This window comes from Chitinimonas viridis (genome assembly GCF_030409555.1).
In the GTDB taxonomy this organism is placed as follows: Bacteria; Pseudomonadota; Gammaproteobacteria; order Burkholderiales; family Chitinimonadaceae; genus Chitinimonas; species Chitinimonas viridis.
Genome location: NZ_JAUFPU010000018.1, coordinates 485,470 through 502,293, shown reverse-complemented (window position 1 = coordinate 502,293; position 16,824 = coordinate 485,470). Strand labels below are relative to the sequence as shown.

The window sequence follows — 16,824 nt, the reverse complement described above, 5'->3', positions numbered from 1 at the left end:
GCGGCAACGGCCACCATGATAAAGCCTGCCACCCAAGGGGCAGGCGGTGTTAGTACCATGCGCTGTTGCGTCAGGCTGTGGCTAGCGCCGGTTTGGGGTAGGCCAAGGCTAAGCCAGTGGGCGAGTAGCGCTGCTTGAAGCTGAAGGCATGGGGGCTGGGGCCGTGCTCGCCCAGGTATTCCAGCCTGGCTTTGGCCTCGGCCACCGTGGGCAGTTCGCCCGCCTTGACCCACCACAGCGCCATATGAGGCAGGCCCAGCTTGGCCTTGATATCCTCAAACCAGCGTTTGCGCGCGGCAAACACCTCGGCGTGGGCGCTGCGGTAGGTATAGGCGTGCAGGGCCTCCACGCTATCCCATACCGACATATTGAACAGCACCAGCTGGTCGCCAAACTCCTGCGGGTAGCCCGCGTCGGTCTGGTAGCGCCAGACAAAGCCGGGGCTGGCCTCGGCCAATGCATTGATTTCGGCAATGCGCGCCACAAAGTCCGCCATCAGGGGCGCGTCTATGGGCTCGCGTGCATAGGCGAGGTTGACCTGGGCAAGGTGGTAGGACATGGGGGCACCGGGAAGTGGGGATAGGTAGAGGGTGGGGGTAGTACTGGGGAAATCAAGGTGTCTGCGGCACTATTCTCTGCAGCACTTTGAGTTGCGAATGAGGCTGCTTCCAAGCTGGCGTCGCCCAAGTATGCAAGTTGAGCGGTGGCATAACCGTTGGTAATGATCATAATTTATTTGTACGTATGAAGTGTATTTGTACAATGCGTGGGTTTGATTAGTTGGCTAGTTTTTCACGTAGTATATTGCTGATGGCCTGTGTTGAACTTTCTAAAGTGTAAAGAAAAATATCACTTCTGGGGTTGTCAGGTGTATACAGAATTTCTCTGCCACTTTTGTCTACTTGAATTATGCTGGGAGTGTAGGTTGGGTCCACTTCCATTCGCATGTCTTTGAGGAGTTGGTCGGATTCATACTTTAGTCGACGGCCATGTTGAAATAAGTTATGGAGTTCCTCTTCCAGTGCGTAACCTTGGCTGCCCCAAAGGGCGCAGGCTTCATAAAGATCTTCAGATAAGTTAGTTTCGGCGTGCCTAACTTTGTCTTGACGCAGTGTGTAAAGTTGCTCGTAGCAATAGTATTTTTCCCATTCTTTGGTCAAGTGTTCTTTGGACTTGTTTTCGGGAAGAGTCAAGTCGTAGTTGCTGATATATGCCCTAAATTGTTTTATTGAAATTCTGTATCGGTGTGTGTTTGTCAATATCCGTTTTGCTAGGTCGTGGTCGGCCTGTCCCTTGAGCTGTGCTTTCCATGTTGATAGTCCTTCGTATGCAATATACAGTCCCAAGGCTGTCATTGTTATGGTAAGGAAGCTGTTAGTTGTCTCGGTAGCTTTCCCTGGGGTGGTCGTGCATATATAAGTGATATGTATTAATGAGATGAGAAGTGTGTAAAGCAATAAGTATATGAGGATTTTTTTGGGTATTTTTTTGAGTTCAGGGATGAGTTTCATCATATGGGTTGTTCTCGCATACAGGGTTAGTATTGGTGGTTGATGGGATTTCAATTGTTTGCCAGAATTAACCACTCTCCTCGCCCAAGAATCCCCCACTCTGGTGCGCCCATAGCCGCGCATACAACCCGCCCTGGGCCAGCAACTCCGCATGGCTGCCTTGTTCCACTATCCGGCCTTCGTCCATCACGATCAGCCTGTCCATGGCGGCGATTGTGGACAAGCGATGGGCAATGGCCACCACGGTCTTGCCTTCCATCAGGCGGTAGAGGCTGCTCTGGATGGCGGCTTCCACTTCGCTGTCGAGTGCGCTGGTGGCTTCGTCCAGCAGCAGGATGGGGGCGTCCTTGAGCATGACGCGGGCGATGGCGACGCGTTGGCGCTGGCCGCCGCTGAGCTTGACGCCACGCTCGCCCACATGGGCCTCGTAGGCGGTGCGGCCCTTGGGGTCGGTCAGGAGTTCGATGAATTCATGCGCTTCGGCGCGGCGGGCGGCAGCGATCATCTGTTCGTCGCTGGCATCGGGGCGGCCGTAGAGCAGGTTGTCGCGCACTGAGCGGTGCAGCAGCGAAGTGTCCTGGGTGACCATGCCGATCTGGCGGCGCAGGCTGTCTTGCGTGACCTGGGCAATGTCCTGGCCGTCGATCAGGATGCGGCCCTGCTCCACGTCGTAAAAGCGCAGCAGCAGGTTGACCAGGGTGCTCTTGCCGGCGCCGGAGCGGCCCACCAGGCCCACTTTTTCGCCGGGGCGGATGGTGAGGTTGAGATCCTGCAGCACGGCCTTGCTGCCGCCGTAGGCAAAGTGCACCTGCTCGAAGCGGATTTCGCCCTGGTTTACCTGCAGCGGCTGGGCGCCCGCCTGGTCCTGGATGGTGATGGGGCGGGCCAGGGTGCTGATGCCATCCTGTACGGTGCCGATCTGCTCGAACAGGGCGGCCATCTCCCACATGATCCAGTGCGAGATGCCGTTGAGCCGCAGGGCCATGGCGGTGGCGGCCGCCACGGCGCCTATGCCGACCTGGCCATGGCTCCATAGCCAGAGGGTGGCACCGGCCGTGCTGCCTATCAGCAGCATGCTGAGGATGTGGTTGATGACCTCGAAGCCGCTGACCAGCCGGTTTTGCTGGCGGGCGGTGAGCATGAATTCTTCCATGGCGTGGCGGGCAAAGGTGGCTTCGCGCTGGCTATGGGCAAACAGCTTGACGGTGGCGATATTGGTGTAGGCGTCGGTGACGCGGCCTGTCATCAGGCTGCGGGCATCGGCCTGAGCACTGGCCACCTTGCCCAGGCGGGGGACAAAGAACCACAGCGTCAGCCCGTAGGCCAGCAGCCAGCCCATGAAAGGCAGCAGCAGGATCAGGTCGAAGCCGCCGACCACGGCCACCATGGTGATGAAGTAGATGACCACGAACACCAGGATGTCGCAGACGATGACCACGGTATCGCGCACCGCCAGTGCTGTCTGCATGACCTTGGCGGCGACCCGGCCGGCGAACTCGTCCTGGTAGAAGCCCATGCTCTGGCCCAGCAGATGGCGGTGGTAATGCCAGCGCAGCCGCATGGGGAAGTTGGCAAACAGGCCCTGGTACTTGCACATGGCCTGCAGGGCGATGACCAGGGGGCTGGCCAGCAGGATGCCGCCCAACAGCAGCAGGTTGCTGCGCTCCTTCTGCCATAGCTCGCTGGGGGCGGTGGCCGAGAGCCAGTCCACCACGCTGCCCAGCATGCTGAACAACAGGGCTTCGAAGGCGCCGATGCTGGCCGTGAGCAGGATGATGGCGGCAATCAGCCCACGCATGCCGCGGGTGGCGGACCAGACGAAGGGGAAGAAGCCATGGGGCGGTTGGGAAGGTGGGGCGTCGGGGTAGGGGTTGACGCGGTTTTCAAACCATTGGAACACGCTGCGGCCTGCACTTTGGGATGGTGTGACTGAGGCGGCAGTGTAGCAAGGGTGGGGCGGGTACGGCATCCACCAGGGTGGGGATGGCGGCGCTTGCAGGTGCACGCTGCTTGGCGGCGAGTGCGCCGTGCGGCCGGCGGTACACCCCGCCCCCGAAAAGGGAGAGCGGGGTGAACAGGCTCTTACTGTCCCAGCCGCCGCAACTGGATGCGGGCCTGGACGGTTTCCTCGTAGCTGGGCATGCCATTGTCGGCCACCCACTGGAAGGCCTTGCGGGCTTCCTCGGGTTTTTGCTCGGCCAGGCGCTGCAGGCCGATGTAGTACCAGGCTTCCGACAAGGCCAGATCACGTTCATCGGCCGGCAGGCTCTGCAGCTGCTTCAGCAGGGTCTCGGGGCTGATCAGGCCGGCCTGCATGCCCAGCAGCGGGCGGGGCCAGGGGCCGTTGGGCAGCTGCTGGGCATACTGCAGGGCGTCGGCGGGTATCTCGCGTCCGGCCAGTTTCAGCAGGGCCAGCTGGTTGACGGCCACGAAGCCGGGCAGGGCGCCGTTCTCCTCGCGCATGGCCTGGCTGTAGCGCGCCATGTCCTGCAGTGCCTTGTCGGTGTCGCCAGCGTAATAGCGGGCCCAGGCAAGGTCCTGCATATCGCTGTCGTCATCGGCCAGTTCGCCGGCCTTCTCATGGGCGGCCACACTCTCGGCGAACCGGGCGTCCTCGAGCAGGGCGCGGGCCTGGCAGCGCTGGGCGGCCACGCTCTTGCGGAACTGCCGGACCAGCGATTCCACGGCCTGTACCTGGCTGCGTGCGGCCTTGTTGTCATTGAGTTGGTTGACCGTCAACAGGGCATGGCAGAGCGTGGCGATGTCTTCCTCGCTGCTGGGCCGGGTCTTGGCGGCTTGGCCGACGATCTGTTGGGCATCCTGGCTGGTGGATGTGCCATCCAGCGCCCGCATGGACAGCTTGCCGTCACGCTGCTGGTTGGCAAAGTGCGCATCCACGTTGAAATTGCCGCTGGTGTAGTTGGTCAACTGCTTGGCCTGCTGCTGCAGGTCGGGTACGTCCTTGGCCGCCACGCTGTCGACCTTGACTTGGTAGTCGAGCAGGTAATCCATGCTGTTGCCGCGTACCGAGTATTCCTCGGCGGCGCGGAAATAAGGCGTATCGAGCGTGGTGTTCTGCGGATCCTTGTTCAGACGCACGCTATCTGGCCATTGCAGTCGCAGCCGGTAACGGGCAGTGAAGGTGCCGCGTGCCAGTTGCAGCGGGTAGTTGCGGACTATCTTGTCCGGTATGCCCAGCGAGCCGCTGATGATGCTGCTGTCGTACTCGATGCGGTAGCGGCCATCCTTTAGCTGCAGCGGCTTGGGCAGCTTGAAGCGGGCCTTCAGATAGAACTTGTTGCTGGCGACATCGTCGCGGTACTCGGGATCGGCGGCCAGGGTAATGCCGGGGTATTGCTTCTCGTAGATGGCCAGCAGGTCTCGCTTGAACTCGGTGCGCGACATGCTGGGAAAATTGAGCCGGGCCGATTCGGCATGGCTGTCGCTGAAGGTCTCGTTGGTTTCCAGGGTAGCGTCGCCATCAAAGCTCTGGATGACGATGCGCTCGTCCCGCTCGAACCGTATCGCGCTATTGTCGCGCTCGGGCAGGGTGCTGAGCGTGGTGGTGTCGGCTGCCACCAGCAGGCCCTTGGCGCCGGGCAGCGGCAGGGCCAGCTTGTCCAGCGGCGAGGGCTGGCCGGTGCGGGTGGGGTCGACATGGTAGGTCTTGCCGTCCACTTGCAGTTGCACGATGACATGGTCGAACAGCGTGGGCGAGGCCATCATACGGCCGGGCAAGAGCGGGGCCTGGGCCGATACCAGCAAGGGGTGGGCGGTGATGCCCATGGCGCGCAGCAGGGTGACCAGCAGATAGGTCTTGTCCTTGCAGTCGCCATAGCGGCGCTTGATCACCACATTGGGGTCTTGCGGCTTGTGCGAGTTCTCGCCGATGGAGACGCTGAAGTAACGCACTTCATTCTGCACCCAGCGCAGCGCAGCGGCAGCACGCGCAGCCGGGGTGGCTTCGGCATTGAACTGCTTCACCAGCGCGGCCAGTGCCGGGGTGGTCTTGGGCTCGGGGAACAGGCCGGTGGCCCAGCGCGCCACTTCGTTCCAGTCGCGGTATTCGCTGAACTGCAGGAAACGGGCGGGGAAGTATTCTGAGGGGATGCCGCCTTCGTACTCCAGGGCCTCCACCCCACGTGCCTCGAAGCGCAGGCGCTTCATGCCGTTGTAGTCATCTACTTTGGGGCTGATGGCATCGGTGCGGAAATCACCAAACTGCTGCCAGCGCACCGGCCGCTGCGCCGGGTAGAAGACAGTCAGGCTGCGTAGTTCCACCGGGTCGGCGCTATCCCAGGAGTAGTCCTCGGTCAGGCGGTTGCCAAATACCGGGTTGCTGCCCTCGATGCTGTAGGTCAGCCAGAGGGTATCGCCCAGGCGGACGTCTTCGACCAGCAGTTGTACCGTGCTGGCACCGGTGTACATGCCTTGCTCCAGTGCCTGCTCGCGCTGCAGCAGGCGCGCGTTGACGGTGCGGGTATGGTCCAGCGGCTTGTCGTCGCGCAGTATGGTCAGGCGGTGCAGCTTGAGCTTCTGGTAATCGGGGTAGTAGGTCAGCGAAAGCTGGCCGATACGATCGAGCATATTGCGGTCGTTGACCTGCACGGCGCGGTTGATCAGGGTGGCCTGGGTGGCGCCGGCATAAGACTGGGTCTCGGCTAGCCTAACTACCAGCGGGTCTTCGCGCCGGGTGGCGGGAATCTCGGCCAGGGGTTGTGCCCATTGGGGCAGTGGCGCACCCCGGCTGAAGCTGCGGGCCAGGATATCCTGCTCGCGGGCCGGGTTGGCGGTGGCTGCGTAGGCGTGCAGGGGGGAGGTGTAAGCAACGCCCAGCAGGGCGGTCAGCAATAAGCCATGAAATCGCATGCGTATGAAACCAATACTCAATCAATGAAACAACAGGGAGAGGTACGACGGGGCATGGCGGTGGTGGCCTATCCACCTGGAAACAAGGAACAGGCGCAGCCAGCCCCTGCTACGGCCCCCGGATGCCCGTGGCAACAGCAGGGTAAGTTACTGATTATATTGCAAGTGACAGGTCAGTAGCGTTTCAGCTTGCAGACCACTTTGACGTAGCCCAGTTCAAGCTCCAGCGCGTAGGCTTCCTTGGTCACCACCATACTCAGCACATCGGTGGAGAAGTTGAACATGGACTTGAGATAGGCCTTGAGATCGTCTTTGCTGGCGTGCGCTAGGCCATTTTCGCGGCCTTGCAGAAAACGGTCGATATGGGTCAGTACGCTGGCGATTTCCTTGCGAGCGTCGTCGGCGGGAGAGAGTTCGAAGTCGAGGATCATGATGGCGACAGGGTAGGCTGGTGGTGGGTCTGGCCCCCGGCTTGCGCCTTGCACCACACCGGTGCAACACGCGGCAGCATATGCCGTGGGCGGATAAACGCTACCCATAATGCCTGACCGGCCTTGCGGGTAGCACCGGGCTAATCCTACCGCGCTCCGGGGGGCGCTGCGTACTCCCCTGGTTCTATTGCCAGTGCTGGTTCGGCCTTATGTCGTGCCCAGCCAGCCACCTGCTGGGCCAGCCAGAGCGGGTCGTCCAGCGCCAGATCGTGGCCGGCATAGGGGTGTAGCCGTAGCGGCCAGCCGCTGGCCTGGGCCAGCCGCTGCGAGCAGCGTGGGTGTACCAGCTGGTCTTCTTGGCTGTTCAGCAAGAGTGCCGGGCAGCGGGGCCAGGCTGCGGGGGGTCGGTAGCGGGCGGCCGCGGCCAACTGGCGCAGCAGGTTGCTGGCCGAAACGGGACAGGCTTGCTGCCACTGCTGCCAGTCGTGCAGCACCGCCTGGCGCCGCACCGGCAGATTGCTGGTGATCTGCAAAATACCGTGCTCACGCATTGCCGCGTCTTGCCACAGCAGGCGCAGCAGCGCCGGGTAGCGCTGCCAGCGCAGTCGTTGCCAGGGGGCAGCCAAACCCGCCAGGCTGGTGTTCACCAGCGCCAGCCGCGCCACCTCCTCGGGATGGCGGGTGGCCCATTCCAGCGCCACCATGCCGCCCAGCGAGATCGCCAGCACCTGTACCGGCCCATGGCTCAAGGGCGTGGCCAGTTGCAGGCGCAACTGGCGTAGCTGCCCCGCAATGCTGCTGGCGCTCGGTTGGCGCCATAGCCGGCCATTGCCGGGCAGGTCCGGGGTGTAGATACGGCTGCCGGTTGCAGCCGCCAGCAGGCCCGGCAGGCTACCCCAGTGGCGTGCCTCCCGCCCCAGCCCGCGTAGCAACACCCAGGGGTGAGGCTCAGGCATCGCGATACCATAGGTGCATGGCGTCCATGCGGTGGCGGGCACTGCGCAGGTGGCCGGCCAGCCAGCGCTGCTCGCTGCCGGCCAGGCGGGTCAGGAATTCCATGAAGGCAAGGTGGGTGCGCATCACCCGCTGCTGCCTATGCGGTGCCACCGGATTGAACACCCCCAGGCGCGAGAACAACTGGCGCGGGTTCTTGCGTACCCAGTTCCACGAACCCATCTCCAGCGTCAGTGGCAGGAACAAGCCTTGCCCCAGCTGGCGCGACTGCAGGTAGAGGTGGTCCCACAAATCCCCATGGGTCAGGTACTGCCGGCTTTGCGGCTCGAATACATAGCGATGGTGCGGGTAAGCCTGGTCGAACAGGGTCTTGAGGGTGTAGATCTCGCCCAGTACATCAATAGGCCGGCGGCTGCCCGCCAGGGGAAACCAGATACGGTCGCGCAGCCCAAAGCCGGAATGGCAATCCAGCGCCAGCGCCAGCGGCCGTCCCAGCATCTCGGCGGCCACCACCTCGCACAGGGCCTGGCTTTCGGGAGCCATGTCCTCGCCATCGGGGCCACGATACCAAGGCAGCCAGCCGCCCAGGCGATGCCCGCCCACCAGCCAGGCCACCGGCTCGCTGGCATTGATGGGGGCATTGCGCATCAGGTCTATCCCGGCCGGGTTGGCGCGACGCCGCTGCAGCATGCCGCCAGGGTTCACCAGCGGCATGAACAGCAGCCGTACCTGGCTCAACTGGTGTTCCAGTAGCGGGTCCCAGCGCAGCCGCATCAGCAGGTTGTGGATAAAGGCCAGCACCACCTGGGTGCCTATACGCTCCAGCCCATGCACACCGCCAAAGAAACCCACCACCGGCGCATCCGGCCGCTCGCTGCCCATGCTCAGCAGCTTGACCGGCAGGGCATGCCCACCCGCGCGCACCTCAGCCACGGTCTGCGCCCGCAAGTAGCCCTGGCCATGCGCGATCAGGCGCTCCAGTTGGGCAAGTTCGGGCAGGCGGTCATAGAGCATGGCGGGCGGGTCGGCAGGGGGCTGCATCCCAGCATAGCCAGCCTGTGGGCCGGTGGCCGTGACGGTTTTCTTACAAGTCCCGCCTCGGCCTATCCGACCAGCTTGGGGACGATGCCCGGCATCCGTATCACCTTGCCATCGGGCAGGGTCAGGGGGATGAACATCTCGCGGGCGTGGAAGTGTGGGTTGGCCAGCATGTCGGCCACCGAATAGACCTTGGATGCGGGGACTTCGGCTTGCTTGAGGGCGGCCATGACTTCGTCGTGGCTGTGGCGGCCTACCCACTGGTCTATCACGGCATAGATCTCGTCACGGCGGGCATCGCGGCCGGCGTTGTCCGCCAGGTCGGGTGCTGCCGCCAGATCATGGCGGCCTATGGCGCGCATCAGCCGGACAAAGATGGCATCGCCATTGGCACCGATGGTGATATGCCGGCCATCGGCGGTGGTATGGGTGTTCGAGGGCGTGATGCCGGGCATGATGTTGCCGCTGCGTTCGCGGATAAAGCCGTCGTGGTCGAACTCGGGCACCAGGCTCTCCATCATGGCGAACACGGCCTCGTACAGCGCCACATCGACTATCTGCCCCCGGCCGCCGTTGACCTCGACCTGGCGCAGGGCCATCAGGGCGCCCATGACGGCGTAGAGCGCCGCAATGGAATCGCCTATCGACACCCCGGTGCGTACCGGTGGCCTGTCGGCAAAGCCGGTCACATAGCGCAGGCCGCCCATGGATTCCCCCACCGCGCCAAAGCCGGGCAGATCGCGATAGGGCCCGCTCTGGCCAAAACCGGAGATACGCACCATCACCAGCCTGGGATTGAGGGCCGAGAGGGTGTCCCAACCCAGGCCCAGTTTCTCCATCACGCCGGGGCGGAAGTTCTCCACTACGATATCGGCGCCGGCACAGAGCTCGCGGGCGCGCTGGCGGTCGGCATCGAGCTTGAGATTGAGGGTGATGCAGCGCTTGCCACGGCTCTGCACATACCACCACAGCGATGTACCCTGGTGCAGCCGCCGCCAGCGCCGCAAGGGGTCGCCCTCGGGCGGCTCTATCTTGGTGACTTCCGCGCCGAAGTCGGCCATCAGGCGGGTACAGAACGGCCCGGCGATCAGCGAGCCAAGTTCGACAACCTTGACGCCAGCCAGGGGTTGCTTGGGGTCTGCCATGGAATGCACTTTCAACAGTGGAGCGGGAAGGAGCAAGTGACCGTGCCGGTGCCGAGGGTAGCGGATCGGGCGGCGCGGCACGCCACAGTTTGCCATTACTGGCGTGAACGTCTAGATAGTTCATTGACGGACCGCGTTCATGGCCATGGTGGCCATGGCCGATGGCCAGGAGGAGCGCAGGATGAACCGACACGGAGTCACCCCAGATTTGCTTGCAGCGGGACGCGCAGCGCTACGGCCTGCCGACCGGGGTGTGGCAAGCAGCACGCATGAGCGATTTACGGTGCGCCGTGGCGGATTGTCCAATGTCGAGTTTGCCGATTTCACAGTGCAGACCCGCCGCGCCATGGCCAAGCTGGATACCAAGTACACGGCCAACCGGATGTTTACTGAAACCAATGCTACCTTGCGGGCCAGTCATGGCTGGGTGGATATACAGCGCTCTGCCAACGTGAATGATGCCGAAGCCCAGGTGGCCAACCGGCATAACCCCAACCTGGGCCTGTATCGGCAAGCCAATGGCCAACGTGGTGCCGGCGGCATAGGCACCACGGTCAACTGGAATCCGGACAATTTGGTGGTCGGAGCCGAGCGGCGGCCCAATTTCATTGGGCTGGGCCATGAGTTGGTGCATGCTTGGCGCAATGCACATGGGGCGACCATGTTTCGTCGGTCTGCATTGGATGAATTCAATGCCCTGCCGGCGCAAAGGCCGGCAATGCGGCAGGCCAGGATAGTCGCGACGGGTACCGATGAAGGCGAAACCGTGGGCCTGATGCGCCGGCCAGGTGAGTGGATGCCCAGCGAGAACCATATCCGGCAGGAGCATTTCCTGCTGCAGCGCCTCGACTATGGCGATTATTTCCAGGGTGGGGTCAGGCAGTTCTAGCGTTATTCCTTCACTCAGCACGGCGCAGGATCGTTCTGTTCATCTATATTTCTCTGATACCCGGAGGAATACCATGACCTCGCTGCGCTGGCTGATCTGCCTCCTGCTGACGCTGCCCGCCTTGGCCGACAAGCCCGCCAGCGTCACTTTGTGCTTCGAGGATCAGGAGAATCATCCCTGGATATTGCCTGGGCCCAGTGGCTATGTGATCACCATGGTGGAGATGGTCGGCCAGCGCAGCGGCCTGCATGTGGTGCTGGTGGCCAAGCCCTGGAAGCGCTGCCTGGCAGAGATGCAGCAGAACGTGGTCGATGGCGTGGTCAATGCCAGCTTTGTGCCGGAGCGGCTGGAGATGGGGGTCTACCCCATGCGGGATGGCAAGCCTGACATCGACAAGCGCATGCTGGAAATCACCTACTCCTTGTATCGGCCCAAGGGGGGCGAGCTGAATTGGGATGGCCGCCGCTTCAGCAACCTCAAGCGTGGCATTGCCGTGCAGTATCGTTTTTCCATCATCGGTCCCTTGCGGGCAGCTGGGGCGAACGTGCTGGAGTTGTCCAAAGACGCTGAGGATGTGTTGCGACAGGTGCAACTGGGCGTGGCTGACGGCGCGGCCTTGCTGACCCATAACGGCGACCGCTTGTTGCAGGTCAACCCTGAGCTGGCTGCTAATTTGGAAAAAGTAGGTCCGCCGCTCGACCGGCGCCCCAATTTCATCATGCTGTCGCGCCGGTTTGTGGCCCAGCACCCGGCGTGGGCCCAGCGCCTGTGGGATACGGTGGCGGTGGTAAGAGAGTCGGCTGAATTCAAGCAGGCTGTGGTGCCCTGGATGCAGAAACCCTGAGCTATCGCCGCCTCAGGATGCCTCCATGATGCGGTCGCGCCCGCCGGATTTGGCGTGATACAGCGCGGTATCGGCGCGGCTAAGCATGGCTTCCACGCCCTCGGGCGGGCGCAGTACGGTCAGGCCCATACTGGCGGTGACCGCGATGGCTTGGCCGTCGATCTGCATAGGCGAGTCCCGCAGGTTCTCGCGCAAGCGCTCTGCCAGCGCCAGGCCGGGTTCCAGGCTGCTTTCCGGCAGCAACACCACGAACTCCTCGCCGCCATAGCGCGCCACCACATCGGAGCCACGTGCCGTCTGCCGCAGCAGGCTGGCAAAGTGGCTCAGCACTTTGTCGCCGACTAGGTGACCATGGCTGTCGTTGATGGCCTTGAAGTGGTCCAGATCCAGCATCAACACCGCCAGCGGCCGCTCGAAGCGGGTACTGCGCTCGACCTCCCGCTGTGCGGCCTCATAGAAGGCCCGGCGGTTGAGCAGGCCGGTAAGGGCATCGGTCTGAGCCTGGTGGGCCAGGTCGGCATTGAGCTTGAGCAGTAGTGATGTACGTTCTGCCACCCTGGCTTCCAGGCTGCGCTTGTGCTCGCGTATCTCGCTCATCAGTGCGGCAAAGCCGGTGCCCAGCAGGCTCATGATCAGGATGAACTCCTGCCCGCGCATGACTTCCTCGTTCAGCGGCAGCTTGCCGAAGGGGTGGTGGCCGCCGGTGATCAGCACGGCTACCGTCATGGCGACCAGGGCCACTCCCAGCGCCGACCAGGCGGGGTGGAAGCGGGTGGCCAGGTAAAGCAGCGAGGGCAGCAGGACAGCGGGGGTGACGGATACGCCCTGCAGGCTGCCGTTTTCGGCCGCAACCATGGCGGCGGCAACGGCCAGGGTAAAGACCAGCGCTACCAGATCGCCCTGCCGGTACTGGTAGCCGCAGCGGCTGGCGGGCTGGGCCAGGTAGAGCAGCAGGGGGGTCATGATCATATAGCCCAGCGCGTCGCCAAACCACCATACCCTGGTCATGCTGAGCAGGCCATTCTGGCTGACGCCCAGAGCATACAGGGTGAGCGCCCCCAGAGTGCCGCCAGCCAGTGCCGCCAGCACGGGGCCGGCCAGCATGAACTTGGCTAGGTCCTCTACCGTGCCCAACTGGGTGGACATACGGGCGCGGCGCATCAGCAGCCAGGCCAGGGTGGCCTCCAGCGTATCCACCAGGCCAAAGAAGAAGGATTGCTGCACGGGGTAGTAGGGCAGGTCGCCCAGCATTTCGGCAATGACGGCGAGCACGGCAAAGCGCAGATAGCCTTGGCCCTGGTAATACAGCAATACGGCCAGCAACACCGCATTGGGAGCCCAGATGATGCCCATGCCCTCAGGCGAGACGGTATACGCGCCACAAAAGCGGGCGGCGACGAAGTAAAGCAGGGGTAGCAGCAGGTAGGCGCCCAGGCCTGGGCGTGGCAGCTGCTGCTCGGTCATGGCTTTCCTCTCGCGATGCCGGCTGGGCCGGCGGGTGGGCGGGCATGCCATACATGCGGGGCGAGAACACCCGCGCATGGCATGACCATCCTATTGTAGAGAGGCGGCGCGGCCTTGCCATCCTGCAAATTAGGGATGGCGCCAGACCAGTTGGCCGTGGCAGGACTCGTTGAGTTGACGGACCAGCGCATCGGCCGCGCTGGCCGGGAGGCAAAATTGCATGTGTACCAGGCTGCCGTGCTCTACGCCCAGCAACTGCGCGCCAGCTACGCTGAGCTGGCGCCGCACATGGCCCTCCAGGGCGTAGGGTAGGCTGCAGTGCAGGCTGGTGAGGGTTTGCAAGGGGATGCGGGGGGCATCCAGCAAGGCTTGGGCGACGGCGTCGGTATACGCTCTTACCAGGCCACCGGCACCCAGCTTGACGCCGCCGTAGTAGCGCACCACGGTGGCCAGCACCCCTTCCAGATCCTGGTGGCGCAGCACATCAAGCATGGGGCGCCCGGCTGTGCCGCTGGGTTCACCGTCATCCACCGCAGCAGAATGCCCACTTGCCAGCAAGGCCCAGCAGACATGGGCCGCTGCTGGGTGGGCCTGCCGCAGGGCGGCTACGCGGGCCTGGGCGGCAGCGCGGTCGGCCATGGGTTCAACGCAACCGATAAAGCGGCTTTTCTTGATCAGCAGTTCGCTATGGCAAGGCCCGGTAAGGCAGTTGCTCATGCGCAGTGGGCGTTCCAGTCCTGTATGGCGGCCTTGCGGCTGCTGGCCTGGGCGCTGATGACATTGCAGTTGCCGTTGCGGCCGAACTTGGCACATTCCACCCACCAGCGATTGGAGCCGGCCTTCAATACTTCGCCTGGCGAGCCGCATTTCTTGCAGGGTTTGGGGGTGAGCGGGGTGGCATCGGTCATGGCAGGTCTCTCGGTACGGCAGGGGTGCGGGGCCGCGATGGTAGCGCTTACTGGCTGACTTCGGCTATCTGTGGTGCCAGCCACTGTGCCATGGTGCGGAACATCAGGTCGGGGTCTATCGGCTTGGTGATGGTGTCCTGCATGCCTTCGCGCAGGCAGCGCTCGCGTTCCTCCAGCAGGGCGTGGGCTGTCATGGCGATGACCGGCAAGCGGTTGTAGTGTGCGTCCCGCCGCAGGTTCAGCACGGCCTCGTGGCCATCCATCTCGGGCATCTGCAGGTCCATCAGTACCAGATGGTAGTAATCGGCCGGCTGGGCATGCAGCATGGCCAGTGCCTGGCGGCCATTCTGGGCTACCTCCACCGCATAGCCCTGGGCTTGCAGCAGCTCGACCGCAATCTGCTGGTTGATCTCGTTGTCTTCGGCCAGCAGCACCCGATAGCCGATACCTGGCTGGGCGGTGTCTACCGTGCTGGTGTCGCCAGGCGCGTGCAGCGCAAACAGGGGCAGCAGGGTGTTGAGCAGGCCGGCCTGGCTGATGGGCTTGGTCAGCACGGCATCCACCCCATGGCTGGCAGGCCGCTGCAGGGTGGATTCATGGCCGAAGGTCGTTACCAGTACGACCTTGGGCGGGTGGCGCAAACGGGCTGCCTGCAGCGCTTCGGCCAGCGCCACGCCATCCATGCCGGGCATATGCCAGTCGCACAGCACCAGGTCGTAGGGCGCGTGTGCATCGGCCAGCCTGATGCTGGCCAGGGCGGCCGCGCCGCTATCGGCGGTATCGGCACCGATGGAGAAATGCAGCAGCGCGTCGGCCAGTATCTCGCTGGCAGCACTGTTGTCATCTACCACCAGCGCGCTCTTACCCTGCAGGGTATCCAGCAGGCCGCGCAGGGTGGGCTGCGGGGTGACAGGCAGCTGGAAATCCACCGCGAAATGAAATGCCGACCCTACGCCGACATGGCTTTCCACCGAGATGTCGCCCCCCATCATGCTGACCAGCCGCTTGCTGATAGTCAGCCCCAGACCGGTGCCGCCGTACTTGCGGGTGGTGGAACCATCCGCCTGGGTAAATGGCTGGAACAGCGCGGCGACCTGTGCCTGGCTCATGCCTATGCCGCTGTCGCGCACGGTGAATTCCAGCCGTACCTGGCCGGTTTCCTCGCGCAGCAGCCGGCAATGCAGATCGATCTGGCCGTGTTCGGTGAATTTGATGGCGTTGTTGGCCAGATTGATCAGCACCTGACCCAGCCGCAGAGGGTCGCCTATCAGTTGGCGGGGGATATTGAGCGGCACATGGAACAGGTACTCCAGTCCCTTGTCCTGCGCTCGCTGGGCCGTCACGGTCGCTACATTGGCCAGCACCTCGTCGAGTGAGAACTCGATCCGCTCCATATCCAGCTTGCCGGCCTCGATCTTGGTGAAGTCCAGCACGTCGTTGATGATGGCCAACAAGGAGTTACCGGCTTTGTGGATCTTGCTGACATAGTCACGCTGCTTCGGTGTCAGTTCGGTCTTGAGCGCCAGATAGGCCATGCCGATGACGGCATTCATGGGTGTGCGTATCTCGTGGCTCATATTGGCCAGGAACTCGCTCTTAAGACGGGAGGCGTTTTCGGCCACCTGGGTGGCCTCACGCAGCGCATCGTAGGCCTGCTTGCGTTCGATGGCGCTGCTGATATGGTTTGCCACAAAGGACAGGACGTCGGCATCGGCGGCGTCATAGAGGTGGTCGGCCTCATAGCTCTGGATGGTCAGCACCCCGCCCAGGCTGCCGCGTATCTGCATGGGCACGCCCAGCCAGCTGTAGAAGGTCAGGTCGCCGGTGGCCTCGGTGATCTCGCCGGCCTGGCTCAGTGCCTGCATGCGGTCACGGTCTATCAGCTGCGGCGTGCCGCTGCGCAATACATATTCGGTCAGCCCGCGCCGCATGGGCACGTCGTATTCCTGCATGGTGTCGCCGTCGCGCTCGTCCACATAGTAGGGGAAGTTAAGCACGCCCTTGGCGGCGTCATACAGGCAGACATAGCAATTGCGGGCATACAGCAACTCACCCAGCAGGTGGTGTACGGCCTGCAGGAAGTCATAGAACGAATCCCCCGCCGTGGCGCGTTCGGCTATCTGGTAGAACACCCGGTTAAGGGTCTCGCCCTTGCGCCGCTCATGGGCTTCGCGCGCCAGTTCGCGGGTACGCTCGTCCACCAGCTGGTCCATCCACTGCTGGTGCATCACCCTCTCCAGCGCGACCGCCACATGGCTGGCCATCACGCCAAAGATTTCCTGGTCTTCCTTGCTGTAGTGATAGCCAGGTAGATAGGTCTGGGTCACCAGCGCGCCAATGACGCGATCATTGCTGCCACGCAGCGGCATGCCCATCCAGTGCTCGGCCACCTTGCCGTCGCCCCAGGGCTGTCCGGTGGCTGTGCGGTTGCGGTCTTCCTCGGCCGTCATCAGCAAGGGCTGGCCCTGGCGGATCACCCAGGCGGTGGGGCCGCTTTCGGCATCGCCCAGCCCCTCCCAGGCTTCGGGCTCCGGCGCCGGCTCGCACTGGTCCGAGAAGTAGGCATAGCGTATGCGTTCATTGGTCGGGTCGCACACCGCGATATAGCAGTTCTCCGCCATCATCAGGCTATTGAGCTGGCCATGCACCAGGGCGGCGAAACCAGCTAGGTCATGGCCGGCATTGGCCTGGCGGCTCACCGTGAGGATGGCCTGCTGGATGGCTTGCAGGCGTTGCAGCTGGCGCTTGAGATCGTCGTCGGAGGGCGGCAT

General features: G+C 63.2%; 14 protein-coding genes. 2 read left to right on the top strand and 12 right to left on the bottom strand.

Annotation, left to right across the window (positions count from 1 at the left end):
* Positions 1–70: 70 nt before the first annotated feature.
* The 8 genes from QWZ03_RS15530 to QWZ03_RS15495 all read right to left on the bottom strand — a co-directional run bounded on the left by QWZ03_RS15530 (position 71) and on the right by QWZ03_RS15495 (position 9,948).
* Complete coding sequence (locus tag QWZ03_RS15530) at positions 71–559, bottom strand: DUF3291 domain-containing protein (protein ID WP_290333551.1); 489 nt, start codon at positions 557–559, stop codon at positions 71–73.
* 217 nt (positions 560–776) lie between these two features.
* A complete protein-coding gene (locus tag QWZ03_RS15525; RefSeq protein WP_290333550.1) occupies positions 777–1,514 on the bottom strand; it encodes a hypothetical protein in 738 nt (245 codons plus the stop codon).
* A 64-nt stretch (positions 1,515–1,578) separates the two neighbouring features.
* A complete protein-coding gene (locus QWZ03_RS15520; protein WP_290333549.1) occupies positions 1,579–3,411 on the bottom strand; it encodes an ABC transporter ATP-binding protein in 1,833 nt (610 codons plus the stop codon).
* A 182-nt stretch (positions 3,412–3,593) separates the two neighbouring features.
* The gene (locus tag QWZ03_RS15515; protein WP_290333548.1) at positions 3,594–6,380 is read right to left on the bottom strand and encodes a DUF3857 domain-containing protein; all 2,787 of its coding nucleotides are present in this window, start codon (positions 6,378–6,380) and stop codon (positions 3,594–3,596) included.
* 173 nt (positions 6,381–6,553) lie between these two features.
* The gene (locus QWZ03_RS15510; protein ID WP_290333547.1) at positions 6,554–6,811 is read right to left on the bottom strand and encodes a hypothetical protein; all 258 of its coding nucleotides are present in this window, start codon (positions 6,809–6,811) and stop codon (positions 6,554–6,556) included.
* A 146-nt stretch (positions 6,812–6,957) separates the two neighbouring features.
* Positions 6,958–7,767, bottom strand: coding sequence for an alpha/beta fold hydrolase (locus QWZ03_RS15505; protein WP_290333546.1), 810 nt, complete (start codon positions 7,765–7,767; stop codon positions 6,958–6,960).
* Positions 7,760–8,806, bottom strand: coding sequence for a M14 family zinc carboxypeptidase (locus tag QWZ03_RS15500; protein ID WP_290333545.1), 1,047 nt, complete (start codon positions 8,804–8,806; stop codon positions 7,760–7,762). Before QWZ03_RS15500 ends, QWZ03_RS15505 begins: the two co-directional genes overlap by 8 nt.
* 62 nt (positions 8,807–8,868) lie before the next feature.
* A complete protein-coding gene (locus QWZ03_RS15495) occupies positions 8,869–9,948 on the bottom strand; it encodes a CaiB/BaiF CoA transferase family protein (RefSeq protein WP_290333544.1) in 1,080 nt (359 codons plus the stop codon).
* A gap of 181 nt (positions 9,949–10,129) precedes the next feature.
* On the opposite strand from QWZ03_RS15495, the gene QWZ03_RS15490 reads away from it, so the two are divergent.
* Positions 10,130–10,837 (top strand): M91 family zinc metallopeptidase, encoded by a 708-nt coding sequence (locus tag QWZ03_RS15490; RefSeq protein WP_290333543.1) that lies wholly within the window; start codon positions 10,130–10,132, stop codon positions 10,835–10,837.
* Between the two features lie 73 nt (positions 10,838–10,910).
* Complete coding sequence (locus tag QWZ03_RS15485; RefSeq protein ID WP_290333542.1) at positions 10,911–11,681, top strand: substrate-binding periplasmic protein; 771 nt, start codon at positions 10,911–10,913, stop codon at positions 11,679–11,681.
* Positions 11,682–11,693: 12 nt separating this feature from the next.
* Here the strand turns inward: QWZ03_RS15485 and QWZ03_RS15480 are convergent, their stop codons facing one another.
* The 4 genes from QWZ03_RS15480 to QWZ03_RS15465 all read right to left on the bottom strand — a co-directional run bounded on the left by QWZ03_RS15480 (position 11,694) and on the right by QWZ03_RS15465 (position 16,824).
* Positions 11,694–13,145 (bottom strand): sensor domain-containing diguanylate cyclase, encoded by a 1,452-nt coding sequence (locus QWZ03_RS15480; RefSeq protein ID WP_290333541.1) that lies wholly within the window; start codon positions 13,143–13,145, stop codon positions 11,694–11,696.
* Positions 13,146–13,274: 129 nt separating this feature from the next.
* The gene (locus QWZ03_RS15475) at positions 13,275–13,862 is read right to left on the bottom strand and encodes an IMPACT family protein (RefSeq protein ID WP_290333540.1); all 588 of its coding nucleotides are present in this window, start codon (positions 13,860–13,862) and stop codon (positions 13,275–13,277) included.
* On the bottom strand, positions 13,859–14,053 hold the full coding sequence (locus tag QWZ03_RS15470; RefSeq protein ID WP_284195184.1) for a Lar family restriction alleviation protein: 195 nt from the start codon (positions 14,051–14,053) through the stop codon (positions 13,859–13,861). The genes QWZ03_RS15475 and QWZ03_RS15470 overlap by 4 nt, the downstream gene beginning before the upstream one ends.
* Positions 14,054–14,100: 47 nt before the next feature.
* Complete coding sequence (locus QWZ03_RS15465) at positions 14,101–16,824, bottom strand: response regulator (RefSeq protein ID WP_290333539.1); 2,724 nt, start codon at positions 16,822–16,824, stop codon at positions 14,101–14,103.

Bases quoted from the DNA above. Each gene is read 5' to 3' on its own strand.
- QWZ03_RS15510 (WP_290333547.1), bottom strand. From the start codon at position 6,811: ATGATCCTCGACTTCGAACTCTCTCCCGCCGACGACGCTCGCAAGGAA.
- QWZ03_RS15470 (WP_284195184.1), bottom strand. From the start codon at position 14,053: ATGACCGATGCCACCCCGCTCACCCCCAAACCCTGCAAGAAATGCGGC.
- QWZ03_RS15485 (WP_290333542.1), top strand. From the start codon at position 10,911: ATGACCTCGCTGCGCTGGCTGATCTGCCTCCTGCTGACGCTGCCCGCC.
- QWZ03_RS15525 (WP_290333550.1), bottom strand. From the start codon at position 1,514: ATGATGAAACTCATCCCTGAACTCAAAAAAATACCCAAAAAAATCCTC.
- QWZ03_RS15500 (WP_290333545.1), bottom strand. From the start codon at position 8,806: ATGCAGCCCCCTGCCGACCCGCCCGCCATGCTCTATGACCGCCTGCCC.
- QWZ03_RS15465 (WP_290333539.1), bottom strand. From the start codon at position 16,824: ATGCCGCCCTCCGACGACGATCTCAAGCGCCAGCTGCAACGCCTGCAA.
- QWZ03_RS15530 (WP_290333551.1), bottom strand. From the start codon at position 559: ATGTCCTACCACCTTGCCCAGGTCAACCTCGCCTATGCACGCGAGCCC.
- QWZ03_RS15495 (WP_290333544.1), bottom strand. From the start codon at position 9,948: ATGGCAGACCCCAAGCAACCCCTGGCTGGCGTCAAGGTTGTCGAACTT.
- QWZ03_RS15515 (WP_290333548.1), bottom strand. From the start codon at position 6,380: ATGCGATTTCATGGCTTATTGCTGACCGCCCTGCTGGGCGTTGCTTAC.
- QWZ03_RS15505 (WP_290333546.1), bottom strand. From the start codon at position 7,767: ATGCCTGAGCCTCACCCCTGGGTGTTGCTACGCGGGCTGGGGCGGGAG.
- QWZ03_RS15490 (WP_290333543.1), top strand. From the start codon at position 10,130: ATGAACCGACACGGAGTCACCCCAGATTTGCTTGCAGCGGGACGCGCA.
- QWZ03_RS15480 (WP_290333541.1), bottom strand. From the start codon at position 13,145: ATGACCGAGCAGCAGCTGCCACGCCCAGGCCTGGGCGCCTACCTGCTG.
- QWZ03_RS15475 (WP_290333540.1), bottom strand. From the start codon at position 13,862: ATGAGCAACTGCCTTACCGGGCCTTGCCATAGCGAACTGCTGATCAAG.